The 22840-nt window shown below is 58.9% G+C and carries 20 protein-coding genes, 1 tRNA gene and 1 pseudogene; 11 read left to right on the forward strand and 11 right to left on the reverse strand.

The window, feature by feature from the left end:
- Positions 1 to 11: 11 nt before the first annotated feature.
- From BN4575_RS14685 to hemA, 4 genes are all read right to left on the reverse strand, one after another.
- A complete protein-coding gene (locus BN4575_RS14685) occupies positions 12 to 386 on the reverse strand; it encodes a SirB2 family protein (protein ID WP_256028979.1) in 375 nt (124 codons plus the stop codon).
- A 97-nt stretch (positions 387 to 483) separates the two neighbouring features.
- A complete protein-coding gene (gene prmC / locus BN4575_RS14690) occupies positions 484 to 1329 on the reverse strand; it encodes a peptide chain release factor N(5)-glutamine methyltransferase (RefSeq protein WP_068978739.1) in 846 nt (281 codons plus the stop codon).
- 61 nt (positions 1330 to 1390) lie between these two features.
- Positions 1391 to 2479 (reverse strand): peptide chain release factor 1, encoded by a 1089-nt coding sequence (prfA, locus tag BN4575_RS14695; protein ID WP_042020540.1) that lies wholly within the window; start codon positions 2477 to 2479, stop codon positions 1391 to 1393.
- 54 nt (positions 2480 to 2533) lie between these two features.
- A complete protein-coding gene (gene hemA / locus BN4575_RS14700; RefSeq protein WP_068978740.1) occupies positions 2534 to 3790 on the reverse strand; it encodes a glutamyl-tRNA reductase in 1257 nt (418 codons plus the stop codon).
- A 125-nt stretch (positions 3791 to 3915) separates the two neighbouring features.
- On the opposite strand from hemA, the gene lolB reads away from it, so the two are divergent.
- The 8 genes and pseudogenes from lolB (at position 3916) to ychF (ending at position 10710) form a co-directional block, all read left to right on the forward strand.
- A complete protein-coding gene (gene lolB / locus BN4575_RS14705) occupies positions 3916 to 4494 on the forward strand; it encodes a lipoprotein insertase outer membrane protein LolB (protein ID WP_068978741.1) in 579 nt (192 codons plus the stop codon).
- Positions 4494 to 5342, forward strand: coding sequence for a 4-(cytidine 5'-diphospho)-2-C-methyl-D-erythritol kinase (gene ispE, locus BN4575_RS14710; protein WP_068978742.1), 849 nt, complete (start codon positions 4494 to 4496; stop codon positions 5340 to 5342). The genes lolB and ispE overlap by 1 nt, the downstream gene beginning before the upstream one ends.
- A 1-nt stretch (position 5343) precedes the next feature.
- Positions 5344 to 5418: transfer RNA gene (locus BN4575_RS14715), tRNA-Gln, on the forward strand.
- 115 nt (positions 5419 to 5533) lie between these two features.
- Positions 5534 to 6481 carry a ribose-phosphate pyrophosphokinase gene (locus BN4575_RS14720; RefSeq protein ID WP_042020535.1) on the forward strand — a complete coding sequence of 316 codons (948 nt, stop codon included), beginning with the start codon at positions 5534 to 5536 and terminating at the stop codon, positions 6479 to 6481.
- A gap of 116 nt (positions 6482 to 6597) precedes the next feature.
- Complete coding sequence (locus BN4575_RS14725; protein ID WP_068978743.1) at positions 6598 to 8586, forward strand: bifunctional metallophosphatase/5'-nucleotidase; 1989 nt, start codon at positions 6598 to 6600, stop codon at positions 8584 to 8586.
- Between the two features lie 200 nt (positions 8587 to 8786).
- Positions 8787 to 9383, forward strand: a complete 597-nt coding sequence (pth, locus tag BN4575_RS14730; RefSeq protein ID WP_068978744.1) for an aminoacyl-tRNA hydrolase — start codon at positions 8787 to 8789, stop codon at positions 9381 to 9383.
- A gap of 33 nt (positions 9384 to 9416) precedes the next feature.
- Positions 9417 to 9503 (forward strand): annotated as a pseudogene (locus tag BN4575_RS21825) (aminoacyl-tRNA hydrolase); the annotation flags it as partial.
- Positions 9504 to 9618: 115 nt separating this feature from the next.
- A complete protein-coding gene (gene ychF, locus BN4575_RS14735; protein ID WP_068978745.1) occupies positions 9619 to 10710 on the forward strand; it encodes a redox-regulated ATPase YchF in 1092 nt (363 codons plus the stop codon).
- A gap of 243 nt (positions 10711 to 10953) precedes the next feature.
- Here the strand turns inward: ychF and yidZ (BN4575_RS14740) are convergent, their stop codons facing one another.
- The 5 genes from yidZ (BN4575_RS14740) to BN4575_RS14760 form a co-directional block, all read right to left on the reverse strand.
- Positions 10954 to 11925 carry an HTH-type transcriptional regulator YidZ gene (yidZ, locus tag BN4575_RS14740; RefSeq protein WP_068978746.1) on the reverse strand — a complete coding sequence of 324 codons (972 nt, stop codon included), beginning with the start codon at positions 11923 to 11925 and terminating at the stop codon, positions 10954 to 10956.
- Positions 11926 to 12276: 351 nt separating this feature from the next.
- Positions 12277 to 13269 carry a hypothetical protein gene (locus BN4575_RS14745; RefSeq protein ID WP_141689817.1) on the reverse strand — a complete coding sequence of 331 codons (993 nt, stop codon included), beginning with the start codon at positions 13267 to 13269 and terminating at the stop codon, positions 12277 to 12279.
- A gap of 14 nt (positions 13270 to 13283) precedes the next feature.
- Positions 13284 to 13613 carry a Bor/Iss family lipoprotein gene (locus tag BN4575_RS14750; RefSeq protein ID WP_083221054.1) on the reverse strand — a complete coding sequence of 110 codons (330 nt, stop codon included), beginning with the start codon at positions 13611 to 13613 and terminating at the stop codon, positions 13284 to 13286.
- 464 nt (positions 13614 to 14077) lie between these two features.
- Entirely contained in the window at positions 14078 to 15040 is a 963-nt protein-coding gene (gene yidZ / locus BN4575_RS14755; protein WP_042020521.1) for an HTH-type transcriptional regulator YidZ, read from the reverse strand.
- Positions 15041 to 15058: 18 nt separating this feature from the next.
- Entirely contained in the window at positions 15059 to 16231 is a 1173-nt protein-coding gene (locus BN4575_RS14760; RefSeq protein ID WP_068978748.1) for an MFS transporter, read from the reverse strand.
- 366 nt (positions 16232 to 16597) lie between these two features.
- On the opposite strand from BN4575_RS14760, the gene BN4575_RS14765 reads away from it, so the two are divergent.
- The 3 genes from BN4575_RS14765 to BN4575_RS14775 are packed head-to-tail and all read left to right on the forward strand — an operon-like array spanning position 16598 to position 20503.
- On the forward strand, positions 16598 to 17518 hold the full coding sequence (locus BN4575_RS14765) for an AAA family ATPase (RefSeq protein WP_068978749.1): 921 nt from the start codon (positions 16598 to 16600) through the stop codon (positions 17516 to 17518).
- A complete protein-coding gene (locus tag BN4575_RS14770) occupies positions 17518 to 18513 on the forward strand; it encodes a DUF58 domain-containing protein (RefSeq protein WP_068978750.1) in 996 nt (331 codons plus the stop codon). The genes BN4575_RS14765 and BN4575_RS14770 overlap by 1 nt, the downstream gene beginning before the upstream one ends.
- Positions 18500 to 20503 (forward strand): transglutaminase TgpA family protein, encoded by a 2004-nt coding sequence (locus tag BN4575_RS14775; protein ID WP_068978751.1) that lies wholly within the window; start codon positions 18500 to 18502, stop codon positions 20501 to 20503. The genes BN4575_RS14770 and BN4575_RS14775 overlap by 14 nt, the downstream gene beginning before the upstream one ends.
- Before the next feature lie 114 nt (positions 20504 to 20617).
- On the opposite strand, the gene BN4575_RS14780 is transcribed toward BN4575_RS14775, so the two are convergent.
- On the reverse strand, positions 20618 to 21163 hold the full coding sequence (locus tag BN4575_RS14780) for a DUF882 domain-containing protein (protein WP_068978785.1): 546 nt from the start codon (positions 21161 to 21163) through the stop codon (positions 20618 to 20620).
- Positions 21164 to 21327: 164 nt separating this feature from the next.
- The gene (locus BN4575_RS14785) at positions 21328 to 22812 is read right to left on the reverse strand and encodes a L,D-transpeptidase family protein (protein WP_068978752.1); all 1485 of its coding nucleotides are present in this window, start codon (positions 22810 to 22812) and stop codon (positions 21328 to 21330) included.
- Positions 22813 to 22840 lie beyond the last annotated feature (28 nt).

Raw genomic sequence — 22840 nt, forward strand, 5'->3', positions numbered from 1 at the left:
TTCTTCATGCCTTAACCGAATAAACTCGTCTGTTTGAGCACTGCCAACTTGGCAATGAAAAAGAGCCACCCCAGGGCGCCCAGAAAAGAACACCAGCGGATAAGATTGCTTTTGGCCAGCCGCAGCGCCATGGTCGCCAGAAACACCAGCACCACAATACCCATCAACTTTTCGCTGAGCCAGGGTGTACCGTTATTGAACGGGTTGAGATCCAGCGCCACACAGAGCAGCACGCCGGAGAGCACCACCAGACCGTTGAGCCAGCCACTGAGTTTCAGCACAGGCGCGCTGTAGGCACGGCCAGCGGTTGTTTGCACCCAGTAGAAGCGGAGCATAAACATCAGCACGGCCCCGGCAATCAGGAAGAAGTGCAGCAGTTTGAGCACAAAATACCTCGTTAATCCTTGCAAGGAGCGCCACAACGGCACCCCGCGTATAAAATCTGTCGTTCGGCCAAACTCAGGCTAAAACGGGACCTTGCCGCTACGGACAGCGCCCCAGTGTGACCCTGTCGTTATCGCCATAATCGCGCACCGTGGCGACCTCGCGGTAGCCGCTATCCCCCAGCAACTGCCGCACTGCAGCGCCCTGATCCCAACCATGTTCCAGCAACAGCCAGCCATCGGTCAGCAGATAAGCGGGGGCATGGGCCACGATGTGGCGGATATCCGCCAGCCCGGCCTCATCGGCAACCAGCGCCGAGCGTGGTTCAAACCGTACGTCACCCCGCTCGAGATGGGGATCGGCGCCATCAATATAGGGGGGATTGGAGACAATCACCGCAAAACGAGGCGTCTGGTCGCGATCAGGTTCACCCAGCGGCTCAAACCAGCTGCCGTCGCGCACCTCGATGGGCAATCCCAAAGCGGCGCTGTTTTCACGGGCCAATGCGGCGGCATCGGCCATCCGATCCACCGCCCATACCTCGACCTCGGGCCGCTCGGACTTGAGCGCCAGCGCGATGGCGCCGGTGCCGGTGCCGAGATCCAGCACGGCGCACGGCCCTTGCGGAATTTTGGTCAGCGCCTGCTCGACTAGCACCTCGGTATCGGGACGCGGGATCAGGGTCGCCGGGCTCACTTTCAGCGGCAGCGACCAGAACTCCCGCTCTCCCACCAGATGGGCGATGGGTTCACCCGCCAGCCGACGGTCAAGCCACTGTTGCAGGGTGGCCTGCTGGACGGCATCCAGCTCGCGCTCGGGCCAAGTCATCAGATAGCTGCGACGGCAGTCGAGCAGATGGCAGAGCAGCACATCGGCGTCGGCACGGGGGGATTCCCCGCCAGCCAGCACCGTCATGATATGGGAGCGGGCCTGCTGGATCTGCATCAGTGCCACCCCATCCTATGGGCGCAACACTTAATGCGAGCTTGCCGGTTCACCAGTTGCATCAACTGTTCTCGGCCAGTGAGGCGAGCTGATCGGCCTGATACTCCTGCACCAGCGGCGTGATGATGCAGTCCAGATCCCCTTCCAAAATTTCAGAGAGACGATACAGGGTGAGGTTGATGCGGTGCTCGGAGAGACGGCCCTGCGGGTAGTTGTAGGTGCGGATACGCTCGGAGCGATCACCGGAGCCCACCAGATTGCGGCGGGTGCTCTGTTCGGCAGCGCGGTGGCGCTCATCCTCGGCAGCCTGCAGGCGGGCAGAAAGCACTGACATCGCCTTGGCGCGGTTCTTGTGCTGGGAGCGCTCGTCCTGACACTCCACCACCAGACCGGTCGGCAGGTGGGTGATGCGAATGGCCGAGTCGGTCTTGTTGACGTGCTGGCCACCGGCACCGGAGGCGCGGAAGGTGTCGATCTTCAGATCAGAGGGATTGATCTCGATCTGCTCGGCTTCCGGTACTTCCGGCAGCACGGCAACGGTGCAGGCGGAGGTGTGCACCCGCCCCTGAGATTCGGTCTCAGGCACCCGCTGCACCCGGTGGCCACCGGATTCAAACTTGAGGCGGCCATAGACCCGCTCGCCGTCGATCTTGGCGATCACCTCCTTGTAGCCACCGTATTCACCGTCGTTGCAACTGACGATGGAAAGGCGCCAGCCCTGACGCTCGGCAAACCGTGAATACATGCGAAACAGGTCGCCGGCAAAGATCGCCGCTTCGTCGCCACCGGCACCGGCGCGGATCTCCAGATAACAGTTATTGTCATCGCGGGGATCCTTGGGCAGCAGCATGACCTGCATCGCCTGCTCCTGCTGCTCCAGGGCGGCCTTGACCAGTGGCAACTCCTCCTGCGCCATCTCGCGCAGGTCGGCGTCATCCTCTTCCAGCATCAGCTGGGTGGTCTCCAGATCATCCTGCGCCTGACGATAATGCTGGAAAGCGTGAACGATATCTTCCAGCTGGGCATACTCGCGGGTCAGGGCGCGGTAGCGCTCCTGATCCGAGACTACGTCCGGCTCGCCGAGCATGGCCTGAACTTCTTCGTGGCGCTCGATGAGGCCTTCCAGCTTTCTGATCAGTGACGGATTCATAACTCTTGCATTCTCAATGGAGGAAGGGGCCGCCAGCATGGCAACCCCGAACAATTACTCTTGGGACAATCCCAGTGCCTGCCGCAAGCGGGACAGCTCGCTCTGATCGCCCTGGGAAGCCGCCTGGCGCAAGGCCTGGGTCGGCGCGTGGATCAACTTGTTGGTGAGGCGATGGGCCATCGCCTTGAGCGCCTGCTCGGCACTCTCGCCCTGTGCCAATGCCAGCAGGGCACGCTGCAGCTCTTCGTCAGCCACCTGTTGGGACTGATGGCGATAGTCACGGATCAGATCGACCGAGCGCTGGCTCCGGTACCAACCCATAAACTCGTCGCGCTCTTCCTGCACGATCACTTCCGCCTGCGCCGCCGCCCTTTTACGGGTTTCGAGGTTCTGCTCGATAATCCCCTGCAAATCATCCACCGTGTAGAGATAGGCATCGGAGAGCTCATCCACTTCCGCTTCGATGTCACGCGGCACTGCTATATCCACCAGAAACATCGGCTTGGAGCGGCGGGCCTTGAGGGCACGCTCCACCATCCCCTTGCCAATGATCGGCAGGGGGCTGGCGGTCGAACTGATGACGATATCCGCCTCGTGCAGATAGTCGGGGATCTCTTCGAGCGTCATCACCTGGGCGCCGAATTCGGCCGCCAGGGTCTGGGCGCGCTGCAGGGTGCGGTTGGCCACCATCATCCGGGTGACGTTCTGCTCACGCAGATGGCGTGCCACCAGCTCGATGGTCTCTCCCGCTCCGACCAGCAGTACCTTGGTCTGGGAAAGGTCGGAGAAGATCCGTCGCCCCAGGCTAACGGCAGCAAAGGCCACCGACACCGCGCTGGCGCCAATCTCGGTATCGGTGCGCACCCGTTTGGCCACCGAGAACGACTTCTGGAACAGCCGCTCCAGGGTTCCCTTGAGGGATTCTGACTGCTGGGCATGGGCATAGGATTGCTTGATTTGGCCCAGGATCTGCGGCTCACCGAGCACCAGCGAATCAAGCCCGCACGCCACCCGCATCAAGTGGCGCACCGCCTCTTCGTCATGGTGCTGATAGATGGCATTGACCAATTCGGCTGCGTCCAGCCCGTGGAATTGCTGCAACCAGCGCAACACATCGCTCTGCTGCTCGCCATCCAGGTTGCAATAGAGTTCGGTCCGGTTGCAGGTTGAGACAATCACCGCCTCGCTGACACCGGATTGGCTCACCAGCTCACGCAAGGCGCGATCGATGCAGTCCGGGCCAAAGGCGACCCGCTCCCGCAAGGCGACACTGGCGGTGTTGTGGTTGATTCCGAGTGCTAGCAAACTCATGAGTGGGCGACGATCATTTCATATGCAGGGTGCAAAGGCGGCAATTGTACGAGAAAGGGTAAGTCTTTAAAAGCAATACGGCAGCCCCGTATACTGTGGCAAATCCCTCTCTCTGGAGCCTTGCCGTGCTGTTGCGTATTTTCACCCTCACCTGTCTGCTGTTGCTGGCCGGTTGTGCCACCACCCAACCCCAACGGGATCAGGTGAACTGGAACCAGGAGCGAACCCGTCTAGAACAGCTGACCCACTGGCAGATCGTCGGCAAGATGGCCATCATCACCCCCCAGCAGAAAGGTAGCGCCCGCCTCAACTGGCAGCAGGATGGCGAGGATTATCGTCTCAACCTCAGCAGCCTGATCGGCACCAGCATTCTGGAGCTCTCCCGCAGCAAGGGGGTGATCACCCTGCTCGACAGCGACGGCAAGCGCCACCAGAGCCAGGATGCCGAGGCGCTGATCTATCAGCTCACGGGCTGGCATATTCCGGTCGCCGGATTGCCGGAGTGGATCAAGGGGCTGCCGGGTCAGGCGGAGTTTGAACTCAACCCCGACAGCAGTCTGGCCAGTGTCCGTGACGGCCAGTGGCAAATCGTCTATGGCGATTATCGGGATCAAGATGGCTACCGCCTGCCCCACCAGCTGACCATGACCGGCCAGAACAGCCGCCTCAAGCTTCAGATCAACCAATGGACTCTTGCACGTTAATGGCTTCCACACGCTGGCCGGCACCGGCCAAACTCAACCTGTTTTTACACGTCAATGGCCGTCGCGCCGATGGCTATCACGAGCTGCAAACCCTGTTTATCTTCCTCAATCACAACGACTGGCTCGAGTTCGAGGTGATTCCCGGCAGCGACACACTCACTCTGAGCCCGGCCATTCCCGGGGTACCTGATGAGCAGAATCTGATCATCCGGGCGGCTCGCCTGCTACAAGCAAAGCTACCGAGCCCGCAGGGGGCCCATATCCGGCTGGAGAAAGTGCTGCCCATGGGGGGCGGAATTGGCGGCGGATCGTCCGATGCAGCCACTACCCTGGTGGCACTTAACCAGCTCTGGCAGGCAGGCTTGAGTGAAGATGAACTGGCACAACTCGGCGTCCAGCTGGGAGCCGATGTGCCGGTGTTTGTCCGTGGCAAGGCGGCCTTTGCCGAAGGGGTGGGCGAGCGGCTGCAACCGGTCGAATTACCAAGCGCCTGGTATCTGGTGCTCAAACCCGATTGCCATGTGGCCACGGCGGCAGTATTTCAGGATCCGGACCTGCCCAGAGCCACTCCGAAAATGGCGTTGGACAACTTGCTGGCAGGTGAGTGGAAAAACGATTGCGAATCACTGGTGAAAAAGCGCCACCCCGAGGTTGCCAATGCGCTCAGCTGGTTGCTAGAATACGCGCCGTCGAGAATGACGGGCACAGGAGCCTGCGTCTTTGCTCAATTTGAAGACGAAGTGACTGCTCGGGAAGTGTTTGCCAAGGTGCCGAAGGGGCTAGATGGGTTTGTCGCGAAAGGCGAGAACATATCACCTCTCTTCTGGACATTGCAACAGTTCAAATGATTGGGGTATCGCCAAGCGGTAAGGCAGCGGGTTTTGATCTCGCCATTCCTAGGTTCGAATCCTAGTACCCCAGCCAAATCCAGAGCCATAATATCCTTGCTCGTTATCTTGATAAATCGTTTGCCCCAAAACGATATGGGTCTGGTTTCAGACTCCCCCACATACTGGATGCAACCCCGAGGTTTCAAACCGTGCCTGACATGAAGCTGTTTGCTGGTAACGCAACGCCGGAACTAGCCCAGAAGATCGCAGATCGCCTGTTTATCAAACTCGGCAATGCTGCCGTAGGTCGCTTTAGCGACGGCGAGATCAGCGTACAGATCAATGAGAATGTACGTGGTGGCGATATCTTCATCATTCAATCCACCTGTGCCCCGACCAACGACAATTTGATGGAATTGATCGTTATGGTGGATGCACTGCGTCGTGCTTCAGCTGGCCGTATCACAGCCGTTATCCCCTACTTTGGTTATGCCCGTCAGGACCGCCGCGTCCGTTCCGCTCGTGTACCTATCACCGCCAAGGTTGTCGCTGACTTCCTCTCCAGCGTGGGTGTGGATCGCGTGCTGACCGTTGACCTGCATGCCGAGCAGATCCAGGGCTTCTTTGACGTTCCGGTCGACAACGTGTTCGGTAGTCCGGTACTGCTGGAAGACATGAAGTCCAAGAACCTCGAGTCTCCAGTTGTCGTCTCGCCAGACATCGGCGGCGTAGTGCGTGCCCGCGCCATCGCCAAGCTGCTGGATGACACCGACATCGCCATCATCGACAAGCGTCGTCCCCGCCCGAACGTCTCTCAGGTCATGCACCTGATCGGTGATGTTGCTGGCCGCGACTGCGTCATCGTTGATGACATGATCGACACCGGCGGCACCCTGTGCAAAGCCGCAGAAGCCCTGAAAGAGCGTGGCGCCAAGCGTGTATTCGCTTATGCCACTCACCCGGTCTTCTCTGGCACTGCCGTCGAGAACATCAAGAACTCGGTGATCGATGAACTGATCATCACCGACTCCATCCCGCTCACCGCGGAGATGAAAGCGATTGGTAAAGTCAAACAGCTGACTCTCTCAACCGTGCTGGCCGAAGCCATTCGCCGCATCAGCAACGAAGAGTCCATCTCTGCCATGTTTGAGCATTGATAGATTCAGCAATAACGAAAACCGCCTGCTGGCGGTTTTCGTCTTTCTGAACCCTCTCTTTCCACCCCTCTGCTATCTGGTACGACCCTGCCCCCGGCAGGCTTAAGGATTTACCCATGAATTGCTTGCGTCCCCTCCTGCTCGCGACCCTCACCAGCGCCCTGTTTGCCTGTCAACCGGCGAAAGAGAGTCAACCCTTCGTGCTGACCCTGGCCCACATGAACGATACCCACTCCCAGTTTGATCCGGTCAATGCCGATCTCACCGGGCAGATCTTTGGCCAGCAGGAGGAAACGGACACCCTCTACACCCGTTTTGGCGGTTACCCCCGCCTGCTGACCATGGCAAAGGCTTATCAGGCCGAGGCACTGGCCAAGAACCAGCCCATACTGCTGCTGCACGGTGGCGACGCCTGGCAGGGCAGCGGCTACTTCAAGCTCAACGAAGGGATGGCCAATGCCGATCTGCTGAGTCAGTTTGGCCTGGATGCCATGGCGCTGGGCAACCACGAGTTCGATCTGGACAACCAGAAGCTGGCCCGTTTCATCGAGGGGGTCAACTTCCCGGTGCTGGCTGCCAACCTCGACACCAAGGCCGATCCTGCCCTGAGCAAGGCAGACAACCTCAAGCCCTTCGTGGTCTATGCCTTTGACGGCAACCAGAAGAGCCCTGTCACCGATCTCGACAAGCTGCCGCAAGGCAAACAGCTGGTCGCTATCATCGGTCTGGTGCTGGAAGACATGGGTAATATCGCCCCCAACGTTGGCAAGCTGCGCTTTGGCAAAGAGGTCACCTCGGCTCAGGCCACGGTCGATCTGCTGCAGGCCAAAGGGATCAACCAGATCGTGGCCCTGACCCACATCGGCAACGAGCGGGATCTGGCGCTGGCAGCCAAGGTAAATGGCATCGATGCCATCGTCGGCGGCCACTCCCACAGCCTGCTCGGCGATTTTCGCAATATCGGCTGGGGCAAGACCGGCGACTACGCCAAGCTGGTGACCAACCCGGACGGCATTGGCAAGACCTGCGTGGTGCAGGCAGGCTCTTACGCCCAAGCCATCGGTCTGGCGCAGGTGACCTTTGACAGCCAAGGCCAGCTGACCGACTGCCAGGGCCACAACAGCCTGCTGGCCAGCCGCGACTTCTTCGCCGATCCGGCCCGCAAGCAAGCGCTCGACCAAACCCGCAGCAAAGAGGCGAGCAAGTTTGTCGACAACCAGCCCAATCTGGTAACCGTGGATGAAGATCCGCGCCTGCGCGGCATCATCGACAGCCACTACAAACCGGCGCTGGAGAAAGCCTACGGCCCAGTGATCGGCACCATCCCCGCACAGCTGCAAAATGCCCGTCGCCCCGGCGACAACGGCAGCGACAGCCACGGCTCCGATGTGGCGCCGCTGGTCGCCGAAGGGGAGTTCTACTGGGCCAACACCCCAGCAGTGCAAGCCCTGACCGGTGGCCCGGTCGACTTCGCCCTGCTGGCGGTGGGCGGCGTGCGTGCCGAACTGCCTGCTGGCGAATGGCGTGAAGGGGATAGTGCCCTCACCCTGCTGCCGTTCAAGAACCAGCTCTCGGTGCTGACCCTGACCGGCGCCGAGGTGCGCACCCTGCTGAGCGAAACCATCACTGCCACCCTGCCCGCCAGCGCCCATGCCGGCAAGTTCCCCTACGGCGGCAACCTGCGCTACACCTTCCAGGAAACCGACGCAGGCAAAGCAGGCACCCTGAGCCAGTTGCAGCGCAAGACCGCAACCGGCGAGTGGCAAGATCTGCTGGATAACCAGCGCTATCGGGTGGTGATGAACGCCTACAGCGCCAACGGCAACGATGGCTGGCAGGCACTGGCCAATGCCCAGCGCCACCAGAGCGAGCGGGTCGACATCGCCAACGTCAACGGCAAGCTGACCGCCTTCCCGGTGCTGAAAGTGGCACAAAACGGCGAACTGCTCAGCGCCGTCTATGCCCCGGGCCAGGCCCTCGACTGCAAGGCCAGCGGCGTGGATTGCGGCACCGATGCAGCTTCCTTTGTGGAGTATGTGCGCGAGGCTCGCCCCACCCTGACTGCGCTGGATGAAGAGACAGTCACCCTGCTGCGAGCCAAGTAGATCGGCCTATCCGTTACCTGCAACAGGCCTCTTGCATGAGGCCTGTTTATTGATTGCTAGCCGACCGTTAGCTGCCAGAGTGGCTCAAATCCCGCCAGAACATGAGCATTGGTTGAGTGATCGTCACTCGGCGGCTAGAATATTGCGTCCTATTGCCCTGGGTAGTGTACCCATGGCAGCTGCGAGTGAAGACATCAAGCGTGACAAGCGAAATCAAACTGATCGTCGGACTGGGTAACCCCGGCCCGGAATATGCCAAGACCCGCCACAATGCGGGCGCCTGGTATGTGGAGCAACTGGCCCGCTGGCACAATGTCAGCCTGCGTGAAGAACCCAAGTTCTTTGGCCATACTGCCCGCATTCAGGTCGAGGGGCAGGATGTGCGTCTGCTCATCCCGAACACCTATATGAACCTCTCTGGCAAAGCGGTCGCTGCTCTGGCGCGCTTTTATCAGATTGAGCCAGAAGCAATGCTGGTTGCCCACGATGAACTTGACCTGCCGCCGGGCATCGCCAAGTTCAAACAGGGCGGTGGTCACGGCGGCCATAACGGCCTCAAAGACATCATCGCCAAAATGGGCAACAACAATAACTTCTTCCGGCTGCGCCTCGGGATCGGCCATCCCGGCAGCAAAGAGCTGGTGGCAGGCTTTGTGCTGACCAGGGCCTCCGGCAGTGAACAGAACCTGATCGACGCCGCGCTGGATGAATCTCTGCGCGCCACCGATATCCTGTTCAAACAAGATATGACCAAGGCCATGAATCGCTTACACAGCTTCAAGGCCGAAAAAGTCTGAACAGGCTGTGATCGATGACGCGTGGGATGAATGTCCATGTACGCCACCGACATCCTGTTCAAACAAAATATGACCAAGGCCATGAACCGGCTGCACAGCTTCAAGGCTGAAAAGGGTTAAGTCGGTTTGACCCTGTACGGGCATTGTGCCGGTGCATGAGCAACGACCAGAACAAGCATGACATGGGCCGCCTGTGGGCGGCCCCCAACAGCATCCATCAATAAGGTAACAATCCATGGGTTTTAAATGCGGTATCGTGGGCCTGCCCAATGTAGGCAAATCCACCCTGTTCAACGCGCTGACCAAGGCCGGTATCGAAGCCGCCAACTTCCCGTTCTGCACCATCGAGCCGAACACCGGTGTGGTCCCGATGCCGGATCCCCGCCTCGATCAGCTGGCTGCCATCATCAATCCGCAGCGCGTTGTGCCGACCACCATGGAATTTGTCGACATCGCAGGCCTGGTTGCTGGCGCATCCAAGGGTGAAGGTCTGGGCAACCAGTTCCTGGCCAACATCCGTGAAACCGAAGCGATCGGCCACGTGGTGCGCTGCTTCGACGACGAGAACATCATTCACGTTGCCGGCAAGGTCTCCCCTGCTGACGATATCGAAGTGATCAACACCGAGCTGGCCCTGTCGGATCTGGACGCCTGCGAGCGCGCCATCCACCGCCAATCCAAGCGCGCCAAAGGTGGCGACAAGGATGCCAAGCTGGAAGTGGAAGTGCTGGAGAAGATCCGCGTTGCACTGGAAGATGGCCAGATGATCCGTGGCTTGAAGCTGGACAAGGAAGAGCTGGGCGCAATCAGCCAGTTCAACTTCCTGACCCTCAAGCCAACCATGTACATCGCCAACGTGGCGGAAGATGGTTTCGACAACAACCCCTACCTCGACAAGGTGCGTGAAATCGCCGCCGCCGAGAATGCTGTAGTGGTCGTGGTTTGCTGCTCCATCGAATCAGACATCGCTGAGCTCGACGACGAAGACCGTGCCGAATTTATGGCAGACCTTGGCATCGAAGAGCCGGGCCTGAACCGGGTGATCCGCTCAGGCTATGAGCTGCTCAATCTGCAAACCTACTTCACCGCCGGTGTTAAAGAGGTTCGCGCCTGGACCATCCCGGTCGGCGCCACCGCCCCGCAAGCGGCAGGCAAGATCCACACTGACTTTGAAAAAGGCTTTATTCGCGCCCAAACCATCGCCTTTGACGACTTCATTACCTACAAGGGTGAGCAAGGCGCCAAAGAAGCGGGCAAGATGCGTGCAGAAGGGAAAGAGTACATCGTCAAAGATGGCGATATCATGAACTTCCTGTTCAACGTATAAGTGCTTTAGCCCTTTTTAAACAATCGGTTAAACAGGGTCTATCCGGCGTTGTGGTCGGTATGACAGATTGCTGAAAAAGCCCGTCTGGAAACAGATGGGCTTTTTCTTTTAGCGCATGCCACAGTCATGATTTGGCAGTGAAATAAACGGGTAACCTCTTCTCAGCACGGCTCAATCCACGGTGCCACCACCACTCCCGCACGGTTCACCATAAAAAACCGGAGCATCTTGCTCCGGCTCCTGCTATCTGGCTGAAGGTCGCGACTCGCGGTGGTAGAGCAGCCTTATCTCATTGAGCAACCACATCACCTTGGCATCCTGATTGTGGCGTTTGTGCCACAGCAGGATAAAGGTGAGCTCCAACTGCTGATAAAGCGCTTCAGGCAGGGGCAGTGGCCTTGTGATCAGATTGGGATGATATTTCGCTGCATGTCCGGCGCAATAAGAAGGGGCGACCGCGATCAGATCGTTGTCGGGCTGGGATGCGATGTGCAATGACTGCTCAAAGCTGGATACCATGACCGGGACTTTACGTATCAGTCCCTCATCCTCCAGCAGCATGTCGAGCCCCCAGGTCTCCTTGACCTCCAGCACCACGCTGCTATGAGGGCAATTGAGAAAATTCTCCAGTGACCACTCCTGCTGAAGCAGGGGGTGATCCTTGCGCAGAAAGACCACAGGTCGATCGCAAAACAGCACTTCATGATCGATGTAATAGGGCAGATTGCTAAGCTTAAGCTGAGAACGGCTATAGCTCTCGCGGACACAGACCCCCAGATCCGCATCACCGTTGACGACGTCATTGAGAGAGTTGCGGTTCCATCCCAGCATTTTAACCACCGAGTTGGGATACTTCTCATGGATAGCCATCGGCAAATCACTGAGCAAACTGTTGTAGAACGGGGATTGCATCACCAGACTGAAACGGGCGCCATCGGGGATCGCCTCGCTATTGAGTGACGCGATCCGTTCGGTAAGAGGAAACCAGTGTTTCAGCTCTTCTTCCAGAGCAAAGGCCAGATTGGTGGGCTGTAACTCTTTGCGTCCCCGCACAAACAGCGGATCGCCAAACCACTCCCGTAATTTGGCAAGCGACTTGCTCACAGTGGAAGGCGTGACACCGAGCAGAGTAGCCGCACCTGCGGCGCTGCGTTCAACCATCAGATATTTGAACACCACCAGCAAGTTCAAATCGAGTTCACTCAGTGTTCGCATACAACCTCTTGCGACGTAATTGCTTCGGGCGACCCGTTCGCCATGCAGCCAGTGGCACTGATAAATGACCACTCTCGCCCCATTCAACACCAGATACGATCTCTCCGATAGCGAAAGAATCACACCTTACTTGGCCGAATAAAAAATATTGGTAGTCACTTCGGCTGCTCTGCCGCCCATTGTGACCAACAAGATCGTTCACAGAAAGCTCCCCAGACAACGGATCTGACGACTCGCTGACGTGCAGGTAGCCTGATGGCCGACAGAAACATCGTTATCAATCGGCAAGAGAACGGATAAAAAATCCCATGAGGCGCTATTGCACCCCATGGAATATGACTGAAGGGATTTTTATCCCTTTTTCAGATTAAATATGACACCATCCAACTCGGGGAACCCAATAACTAATGTGTCGATATTATTTGCATCGTTAAATTCGGCAATATATGCGGTGGCAGTGCCTTTTACTTTTGCCAATGCCTCGTAATTTTTAATGTCACTCTGGCTCCAGTTGACAGTGTCAGGTTTAACAAATACACATTGTTCGAATCCGGTAAATGTCAGTTTGCTCAATGTGTGATTGCTATCTTCCTCTCCCTCACCGACTAATTTACACCGTATTAATTGTAGATCAATAATAATGGTCAACTTGCCACCATCATTAGTCACTTTAGTATCAGTCAACATATCTGTTGTAAAGCCATTTACGCTCGGCCATGTATCTGATTTAATATCCGTTGTATTGACTTTTGTAATGCCAACCTGGCCATTCCAATTGTGATATGCAGTGGTTCCGGTACTCGAAAGGTCAAATGCAGAATATCTGACCCGCTCACTCTCTGCATTGATGACGGGCATGGTTTTGATCATGACCTTACTGGGGACACTACTTTGCCTCTGGTAATTCGATGACACAAACTGCGCACCTGAATCATTCCGCGTCAAAACAGCACTGTCTGCCACTTTATTTCTGCTAATACGTGTCAACGTCAGAGGCGATGGATTAATGCTATCGGAATGTATTCCGGCCTGGCCAAGCCACCAGGTAGCCACGGCGCCATCATCGGCCCAGATATCCCAACGCAGCTCAGCATCATGTTGTGGGTAAACGATTGCCAAGCCAGCGAAATTAACCAATGTCTTGTGCGGATCATCGCGCGTAAGCAACGTCGTTTGGTAAACCCCTGGCTGTGGTAGCACAATGCCTGCTTTAAGTGTTGTTGCAACATGGGGAACAGGAGCAACACTGGTCGCTGCGGTTGATTTGTTATCATCTGAGCCACCACAGCCAGACAGGGTGGCCATGCAAGCCCCCAACAATACCCATTTATGACTATTCATCATCAGAAAATTTCTCGCTATGATTTTTTGGAACAATACACCCTGGCTTCCCGAGGGGTATAAACCCCATAGGTAATCCCACTGGCCAATGAATTAAGCCAGGATTGTTCTGTCTCGATCCTGACAACATTCTCGGCACCGTGACAAATAGCGGCAGCATCTATAGGCTCGTTCAGACCAATATCAATATCTGAAAAGAAGAAGTGGCTGGTGATCTCGGTCGAACTGATACTATTTTCGTTACCGAGTGTAAATGCCTGTGCGGCATTGACATCGATAACCTGTTTGGCACAACCACAGTTAACAATCGTCAAGCAGACGATAATGAGAGTTTTGTAATTAACCATTTAAACTACCTTGCTGGTGCGGCCAATAACATCATCAAATTTTGACTACCAGATATGGCACCGCCAATATTTGGATGGCAGTGTCACGACCGTAAAAATTAGAAATGATATATATGATGAGGATTTTTTTGATCAACATCATCCTGCCACACTTCCCGTGTTAACGCAGGGCTATGATGTTTGTTCAAGTCAATTTTAATGTAAACCCTCTTGCGTCCCCTCAATAGGGATTGAATGCAAGCTAGCCTTTCTTATTATGAATCGCAGTATCTAACGGCCCCATGCTGGCGTCTACAGCAAAAGCAGAAGTCAGAACATTCCAATTCAGAAAGTATGTTGCGACATTGTTTGGCGAGAAAACAGGCAACCAGCTGATCCATCGCCATCATCACCGCCTGTTAAATAACCAATAAAAAGCCGGAGCAGATGGCTCCGGCTGATCAATGGGCACCGTCACAACCACATTAGCGTGGCGATTCGTCGTTGTAGAGTCGCCGGATCTCATTGCGCAGCCACATCACCTTGGCATCCTGATTGTGCCGCTTGTGCCACAGCAGGATGAAGGCGATCTCCAGCTGGGCATAGAGCTTCTCCGGCAGCGGCAGCGGCATGGCGATCAGATTGCCGTGATGCCGACTGGCATAACCACCGCAGTAGGAGGGAGCCACCGCAATCAGCTCATGGCTCGACTGGGAGGCAATATGCAACGCCTGCTCGAAGCTGGAGACCATGATGGGCACCTCCCGCTTCAGCCCCTCGTCCTCCAGCAGACTGTCGAGGGCCCAGGTATCGTTCGCTTCCCACACCATGCTGATCTGGGGGCAGGCCAGAAAGTTTTCCAGCGACCACTTCTGCTGGAGCAAGGGGTGATCCTTGCGCAGAAAAACCACCGGTCGATCGGTGAACAGCACCTCGTGATCGATGTAGTAGGGCAACCGGTTGACCTTGGCCTGAGAGCGGCCATGGGTCTCACGGGCGCAGAAGCCGAGATCCGCATCACCGTTGACGATGTCGTTGAGAGAGTGGTGATCCCACCCCAGCATCCTGACCACCGAGTTGGGGTACTTCTGGTAGATGGTCATCGGCAGATCGCTCAGAAAGCTGATGTAGAAGGGGGACTCCATCACCAGCGTGAAGCGGGCTCCGTCGGGGATCGCGTCGCTATTGAGCGAGGTGATGCTGTCGGTGAGCTGGAACCAGACCTTCAACTCCTCCTCCAGCGTCAGGGAGAGGTTGGTGGGCTGTAATCCCTGCCGTACCCGCACAAACAGGGGATCGTCAAACCACTCCCGCAACTTGGCCAGAGACTTGCTCACCGCCGACGGGGTGACACAGAGCTTTTTGGCCGCCCCTGCCACACTGCGCGCCTGCATCAGGTGCTTGAAGACCACCAACAGGTTCAAATCGAGTTCACCCAGATTGCGCATATCCCCTCTCATAGTTCGTTATCCCCGCGACCGCGCTTCGCGAAGCGCGAGCCATGGTACCAGCCCTTTGACAGCCAGGTAACTGAGCAGTGCCAGCAGCAGGGCGCAGATCAGCATCTCGGTCGGGGCAAAGCCAAGTTGGCCCAGCAGCCAGATATAGAGGCCGGAGAGGCTGATCTGCATGATGCAGAGCACCGCGCTGGCGAACGCCACATTGTGCTGACAACCATCGAGCGCCTCCCCCATCGCCACCCCGAAGCCACAGGAGAACCCGACACAGACCAGCGCAAATCCCGGCAACAGCAGGTGGATATTACCCCCCAACTGCCAGCACCCGAGCAGAAAACACGCAGCCAGCAGATAAGCCAGATGGGATACCGCCAGCACCTTGTGCTTACCAAGCCAGCGCAGCAGTAGCGGCGTCAGGAAGGAGGTGGACATGCTCACTCCGGCCATCACCATCATCACGATGGAGTACTGCTCGGTGGTGAAGCCAAACTCCTTCATCAGGATCAGTGGCGAAACGCTGACATAAACCAGAATGGAGGTCACGCTGGCACTGGTCAGCAGGGAGAGCAACATAAAGCGCGGCGATCGCAGCAGGGCAAATGGCAGCGCCGCGCCACTGCCCGGTTGCCGGGCCGGGCGGGTCTCCTTGAGCAGCAACAGGTTGACCAGACCGCTGACGGTCGCCACCAGCGCCATCGCGATGAAGATCCCGCGCCAGTCAAAATGCGACAGGATGAGGTAGCCAAGCACCGGCGCCAGCACCGGGATCACGCAGATGACCCCGTTAATCATCGAGAGCGCCATCGCCAGCCGCTCCTGACTCAACACATCCCGCAGCACAGTAAAGGTCATGATATAGAGCGCACCGGCCCCGACCCCCTGCCAGAAACGGCCGAAATAGAACTGCTTGATCCCCTCCGCATTGCCTGCCACCAGCGAGGCGAGGACAAAAATCAGCGCGCCCCCGAGCACCACCCAGCGCCGCCCGTAGCGATCGGCAATCATCCCGCCCAGCAGCACGGTGGCCGCCATACCGAACAGATAGATGGAGAAGGCGGTGTGGATCTGCGCCTCGCTCGCCTGCAGGGCATCGGCAATCTGGGGCACCGCCACCAGATAGAGATCGATCCCGACCGGATAGAGGATGATCATCAGAAAACTGCACAACAGGAAAACAGGCATGGATACTCCATTACAGATTGGCCCGCCAGCATCGGCCAGATGGCAGCAACAGGCGAAGAGTGGCGGGGCCAAGGTGGTGACAAAGGTAGCAACGCAGCGCGTCGCAATGGGGGCAACTATATGGGCGCCCACCGCCCGCACCTAGTGAAGAGATGGCGATCGGTACATTCCAATCAGGAAATATCATATTAGGTTGCGTGCCTGAGCGGCCATATTGAATCGACCAGACACAGCAATAAACCGGGTCGCCTCCCGCTCATTGCCATCTCATCGCCTCACTTTTACCGCCAACCAGTTATCCGCCTTCGCCTTTGCGGGCGTATAAGCTGTAGGGGCGACGCAATACAGGGAATGTGTATGAAGGGAATGAAGAAAGAAGAGCAGATTGCCGGGCTGCTGGCGGCACTGGAGCGAGTCATTCTGGGCAAGCCGCTGCAACTGAAAATCGCGCTGGTGTCGCTGCTGGCGCGTGGTCATCTGCTGATCGAGGATCTGCCCGGCATGGGCAAGACCACCCTGGCCCACGCGCTGGCGCAGGTGCTGGGGCTTGCATGCAGGCGAATGCAGTTCACCGCCGATCTGCTCCCCGCCGACCTGCTGGGGTTGCAGATCTTCGACCCCCAACAGCAAACATTTTGCTTTCACCCCGGCCCCATCTTCACCCAGGTACTGCTGGCGGACGAGATCAACCGCGCCAGCCCCAAGGTGCAGAGCGCCCTGCTGGAGGCGATGGCCGAGGGCAAGGTGAGCATCGAGGGGCACACCCATCCCCTCCCCGATCCATTTTTCGTTATCGCCACCCAGAATCCGGCGGATCAGGCGGGCACCTATCCGCTGCCGGAGTCCCAGCTCGATCGCTTCGCGGTGCGACTCTCTTTGGGTTTTCCGCCACGAGAGGCGGAGCGCCAGCTGCTGCGCGGCCACCAGCCGAGTGGCCCATTGCCCGCCATGCTGGATGGCGCCGGACTCGCTGCCCTGCAAGCGGAGGGGGATGCTATCCATGTTTCCGATGCCACCCTCGACTACCTGCTGACGCTGGTGCACCAGAGCCGCTTTGATGGGGATCTGCCACAACCCCTCTCCCCCCGGGCAGCCCAGACCTTGCTGGCGGTGAGCCGGGCCTGGGCACTGGTGGCGGGGCGGCGTTTCGTCACGGTGGAGGATGTGCAGACGGTCTTTCCCTATGTGGCCGAACACCGGCTGCGGGGCAGCTTTGGCGTGCAGCACGGAGAAGCCTGCCCCCTGAGCCAGCGGTTGCTGGCCAGGGTCGATCCGGACAATCCCTGATGAGCAAATTGCTTAACCGATTGCAACTGCGGCGCGCCCGCTGGCAGCGACGCTGGCTCGATCGCCGCATTCCCCCGGCCCGCCAGATCACGCTGGGTACCCGCAGCCTCTTTATCCTCCCCACCCGCATGGGGCTGCTCTATCTGCTGGTACTGCTCGCCATCTATCTGCTCGGCACCAACTACCAAAACAATCTGGTGCTGCTGGTGGCCTACTGCCTCGGCAGCCTGTTTATGGCCGCCATGTGGCTCACCCATCGCAATCTGTTGGGACTAGAGCTGCTGGGAGGCCCGCTGGTGCTGGGGGAAGCGGGCAGCCAGTTGCCCATTCGGTTTACGGTACAAAGCCCGCGCCCGGTGCTGGCACTGCGCTTTAGCCTCAACGAAGGCACCCTCTGGCTGGCCCGAGCCGACTCTGTGCCCCGTACCTTGATCCTGCCGGTATTGGGCTCGCGCCGTGGGCCACTGCCCCTTGGCCGAGTGCGGGTCGAGAGCCGCTACCCCCTCGGCCTGTTTCGCTGCTGGTCCCTGCTAGATCTGCAGTTGGAGGGCTGGCTTGCCCCCAAACCGGAGTACGGAGCGCTGAGGGGGGAAGCGTCGGGTGACAACAAGGGTCATCAGGGCCAGCCCGCTCCGGCCCCCCTCGGCGACTTCGATACCCTGCGGGCACACCAAGCCGGCGAGCCACTGAGCCGCATCGCCTGGAAGCAACTTGCCCAAGGGCGTGGCCTGCTGACCAAGCAGTTCAATGAACCGCAGCAGGATGACACTCACCTCACCTTGCAGCGGGTCGCGGGCGGGGATCTGGAGCAGCGGCTGGCGGTGCTGGCCTGGTGGTGCGCCGATTACGGCAAGCGGGGCATCCCCTTCACCCTGACGCTGGCCAACCAGACGCTGGGGCCCGATAGCGGCGCCACCTTTATGCAGCGCTGCCTGCTGGCACTGGCCAGATTCGATGCCAAACCACCGAAGAGCACACCGGATGCTGCTCGATAACCGCCGCCTGCTGCCACTCATCGCCCTGCAACAGCTGCTGTTGGTCGCAGCGCTCTGGCCACAGTTGCAGCTCTGGGTGGTGGCGGTGGGCGCCATCACCCTCGGCATCCGGGCCATGATGCTGTGGCGCGGCTGGCCGCCTCTTCCGGCCCGCTGGTTGGCGCTGCTGGCCATCACTACCGTGCTGTTGCTGGGGTTGCAGTGGCGTGGCTTGGGCACCCTGCCTGCCCTGATTAATCTACTCTGGCTCGGCTATGGCCTGAAGATGATCGAGGTGCGGCGCGAGCGGGATATCGAGCAGGTGCTGCTGCTCGCCTTCTTTCTCATCGCGCTGGCGCTGGTGCAGCGACAAAGCATCGGCTGGGCGGCCGGGATGGCAGTGGCGCTCTGGCTGGCAGTGACCGCGCTGGTGGCCGCCATTGCCCCCGAACAGAAACGACCGTGGCACAGCGCGGGCGGCGCCCTGCTGCTGGCGCTTCCCCTGCTCATCACCCTGTTTCTGCTACTGCCGAAGCTCCCGCCCCTCTGGCAGATGCCCACCACCAGCCGCGCCCTGTCGGGGCTGGCGGAAGAGGTTGCCCCCGGCGATATCAGCGAACTGGTCAACTCATCGGAACTGGCCTTTCGCGTTACCTTTGCCGATGGCCCGCCCCCTGCCCGCGAGCGCTACTTTCCGGTGATGCGGCAGGAGGTTTTCGATGGCCAGCGCTGGCTGCTGAGCCCCGAGGTCAAGGCGTGGCAACAGACAGTGCCGGTGCAAACCGGGCTCACCCTTCTGGCATCCTCTTCACAGGCCAGTACTCAACTGGCAGATAGTCCGTTACCCGCCGGGAGCTACGAGGTGATTGCCGAGCCCCAGCGCCACCGCTGGGCCTTTGCCCTGAGTAAACCGCGTCTGCTGGCGGGCCCGGTACTGCTCACCCCCCTCGACACCCTCTATCGGCAGGGGAGCGGCGAGGTGGCGATCCGCTATCGCATCGGCCAAAGCGAAGCGCAGCCCGAGGATGACTACCAAGCCGCTCAGCGCAACCTGCAACTGCCAGCCGGGGGCAACCCAAGAGCGCGAGCCTATGGCCAAGGGCTGGCTGTGCGCTATCCAGAACGTGCAGAGCTGGTCGCCGCCCTGCTCGAACAGTTTCGCAGCCAATCCTATTACTACACCCTGACCCCGCCACGACTTGGCAGTGACGGGGTGGATGGGTTCCTGTTCGATACCAGGCAGGGCTTTTGCGGCCACTACGCCATGGCGACTGCCTTCGTGCTGCGCGCGGCCGGTATTCCGGCACGGCTGGTCACCGGTTATCTCGGCGGCGAGTGGAATCCCAGTGGCAACTATCTGGCGGTACATCAGTTCGATGCTCACGCCTGGGTGGAGTATCTCGATGAAGGGGGAGAGTGGCGGCGAGTAGATCCCACCGCGGCGGTGGCGCCGGAGCGCATTGAGGGCGGCGTGAGGGAGGCCCTGAGCGACGAGTTTACCGCCGCCGACCCGCTCGCTTTGCAGCGTTATCGCAACTGGGCGCTACTTAACCAACTGCGCTGGTGGGGCAACAATATCGACTACCAGTGGAGTCGCTGGGTGATCGGCCACGATGCCGGTCAGCTTTGGCAGCAAATCAGCCTGCGCTGGCCTGCACTGGCGGGGCACACACCCTGGTTGATCCTCGCCAGCCTGATGCTGGTCGCCCTGCTGGTGAGCCTGCCCCTGCTGTTGCCCGCCCGCCTGCCGCCAGAGCGGCGCATCTGGCAACCCTTGCTCAAACGGAGCAAACGCAGCGGCTATCCCCCAGAGCCCGCCGAGAGCATGGGGGCATGGTGCGAGCGGCTGGCGCGGCTGCGTCCCGACCTTGCCCACCCCTTGTTGCAGGCCGCCTGGCTCTATCGCCGCTGGCGTTATGCCCCCCTCAGCGAACGGCAACAACGGCGCAGCTGGCGCCAGTTAAAACGGCGACTGCACCGGATTTGTCACTGCTGGGATCAAGATAAATAAAGAGGCTACGTCCCCATTACGGCGTTGTTGACTAAATCCGAAGTGATGGAGCCTCCCCCCAAGCGACTTATTTCGCTCGGTTCACCTGCTGCCTGACAAGCATGCCAAACCCCGTTACCAGCTGCGAACAGGACCGGTATCGAGATGCACAAAGTTGTCATGGGGATAGTAACCGACACCGCCCACCTTGAGATTGAGGGCAGCTTTGCGTAGATGGGCCAGCTGTACGCCGGGGATCCGCACATCTACCGCCTGACCCAGGGTGTGATAGCTGTGCTTGGCCACGCCGCGGCTCTTGTGGCGCTTCTGGCGATTGGTGGCAGGTGCACGATAGCCGGAGATAAGCTGGATCTCGCTGCGCCGACCCAGCTTGTGTTGCAACAGGAAAAGCTGATCAAACAGCTTCCTGTCGATGTTGAACACTTCATTACGCCGGTAATCGCGGAAGATGTGGTTGAGTTCAGCCAATCCATCGCTCAGATAGTGGCCGTTTTCCCAATAACTGGCGCGCACCCGCTCGCCGGTATTGAGATTGAAGAAACTGAGTTCACGCCCGGAGGTACTGCGGCTTGCCAGCGCAGGGAAGGAGATCAGCGAGCTGCCCAACAGGCAACCGGCTCCCAGCAACAGGCGGCGTCGACTTATCTCTTGTTCCAGCATAAGGGGCTCGTCCATCGCAGTTTCAAGCGAAAAAAGTTAAATGAGATCACAGGATGAATTTGATACAGGCGCTTGAAACTACCTTCCGGCAGGGGCCCATGTCAAACCTCCATTGCCCATAGAAAAGCCCGGCACAGGCCGGGCTTCTCACTCTGTGGCAGGGATCACAGCAGGCGACTCTGGAAACTGACTCGATCAAATCCGTATATGTCATTGCGCAGTTGCTGGCGACCATTTTCGTCGATCCAGCTGCTCCAGTAGACGGTAAACACCGGGATCGGTGTGGTGAGCGGCAACCATTTGGTCTGGCTCTCCTTGAGGATATTGGCCACCTTGTCCGGCTGATAGCGGGAATCAGCCAGCAGCAGCTCGGCCAGATCGTCCGCATGTTCCACCCGGATGCAGCCCGAACTGAAGGCACGCGCCCCCTGCTCGAACAGCGCCTTGCGCGGGGTGGAGTGCAGATAGATGGCATCATTGTTGGGCAGGTAGAACTTGTAGCGCCCCAGGGCATTGTGGTCACCCGGTTTTTGCCGCAGGCGATAGGGGAAACCGGCAGCCAGCGCCTGATGCCACCCCTCTTCGGTAAACTGCACCGGATTGCCTTCACTGTCGATCACCTCGAACTGCTCGCGATTGAGGTAGGCGGGATCACGGCCCAGCTTGGGCAGAATGTCCTTGCTCAGGATGGAGCGCGGCACATGCCAGGAGGGATTGAGCACGATAGAGCGGATCTCGCTGGCCAGAATAGGGGTCGCCCGCTGCTCCTTGCCAACGATGACCCGGCTGGTAAATATCTCACTGCCCGCCTGCACCACACTCAGGCGGTAATCGGGAATGTTGACCAGCACATAGCGGCCACCGGCGAGCTGATCCACCAGATCGCGGCGCCACAGGTTGCGCAGCAGCAAGCTGGCACGCACTTGCGGGCCGGTATTGAGCCAGGAGCGGGTCTGGCGGCCGATGATGCCGTCAGCAGTCAGGCCATGACGACGCTGGAACTGTTTGATGGCCTGCTCGGTATCGCCATCGTAAATCAGATCACCATGGCTCGGCGCGCTGTCACCCAGCTCGTTGAGCATGGCGCGAAGCTGACCCAGTGCGGCTGAGCTCTCTCCGGCTCGCAGGGTCGGCATCTCCAACGTCGGCCACTTGCTGGCCATCGGCATCGCCAGCAGCTTGTGCACTTTGGCCCGCACCGCCTCGTATTCCGCCACCTGGGGGCGCAGGGATTTTACCTGGGTGAGCAAGTCATCATCGCTGGGCTTGCGGACCACAGGGCGGTTCAAATCGAATTTGAGGGTCTTCATCTGCTCGCGAGAGACCAGATCCATCCCCCGCCAGGCATGCTGAAAACGGCTCAGCTTGGCAAAAATATCGTCATAGATGGCGCCACGCTTGGTGGCAGGGGTCGCCTGCAGCCGCTTCCACAAGGTGAAAAAATCGGGGTGCAGCTGTGCCAACACAGCCTCTTGCAGCTGTTGCTCCAACTCGATACGAACCAGTTCAGCCTGACTGCCCTGATACCAGTCATGCCGGGGTTCACTGGCCGCCACCACCATCTGTGATTCTGCCGCATGAACTACCCCGGCAGGCCAACATCCCAGCCACACCAGATTGGCAAGGGCCAGCCAATACTTCATCCCCATGGACACCTCAAAACGGTTTATTCATTCA

It is taken from the genome of Aeromonas sp. EERV15, assembly GCF_900079845.1.
GTDB classification, from domain to species: Bacteria; Pseudomonadota; Gammaproteobacteria; order Enterobacterales; family Aeromonadaceae; genus Aeromonas; species Aeromonas sobria.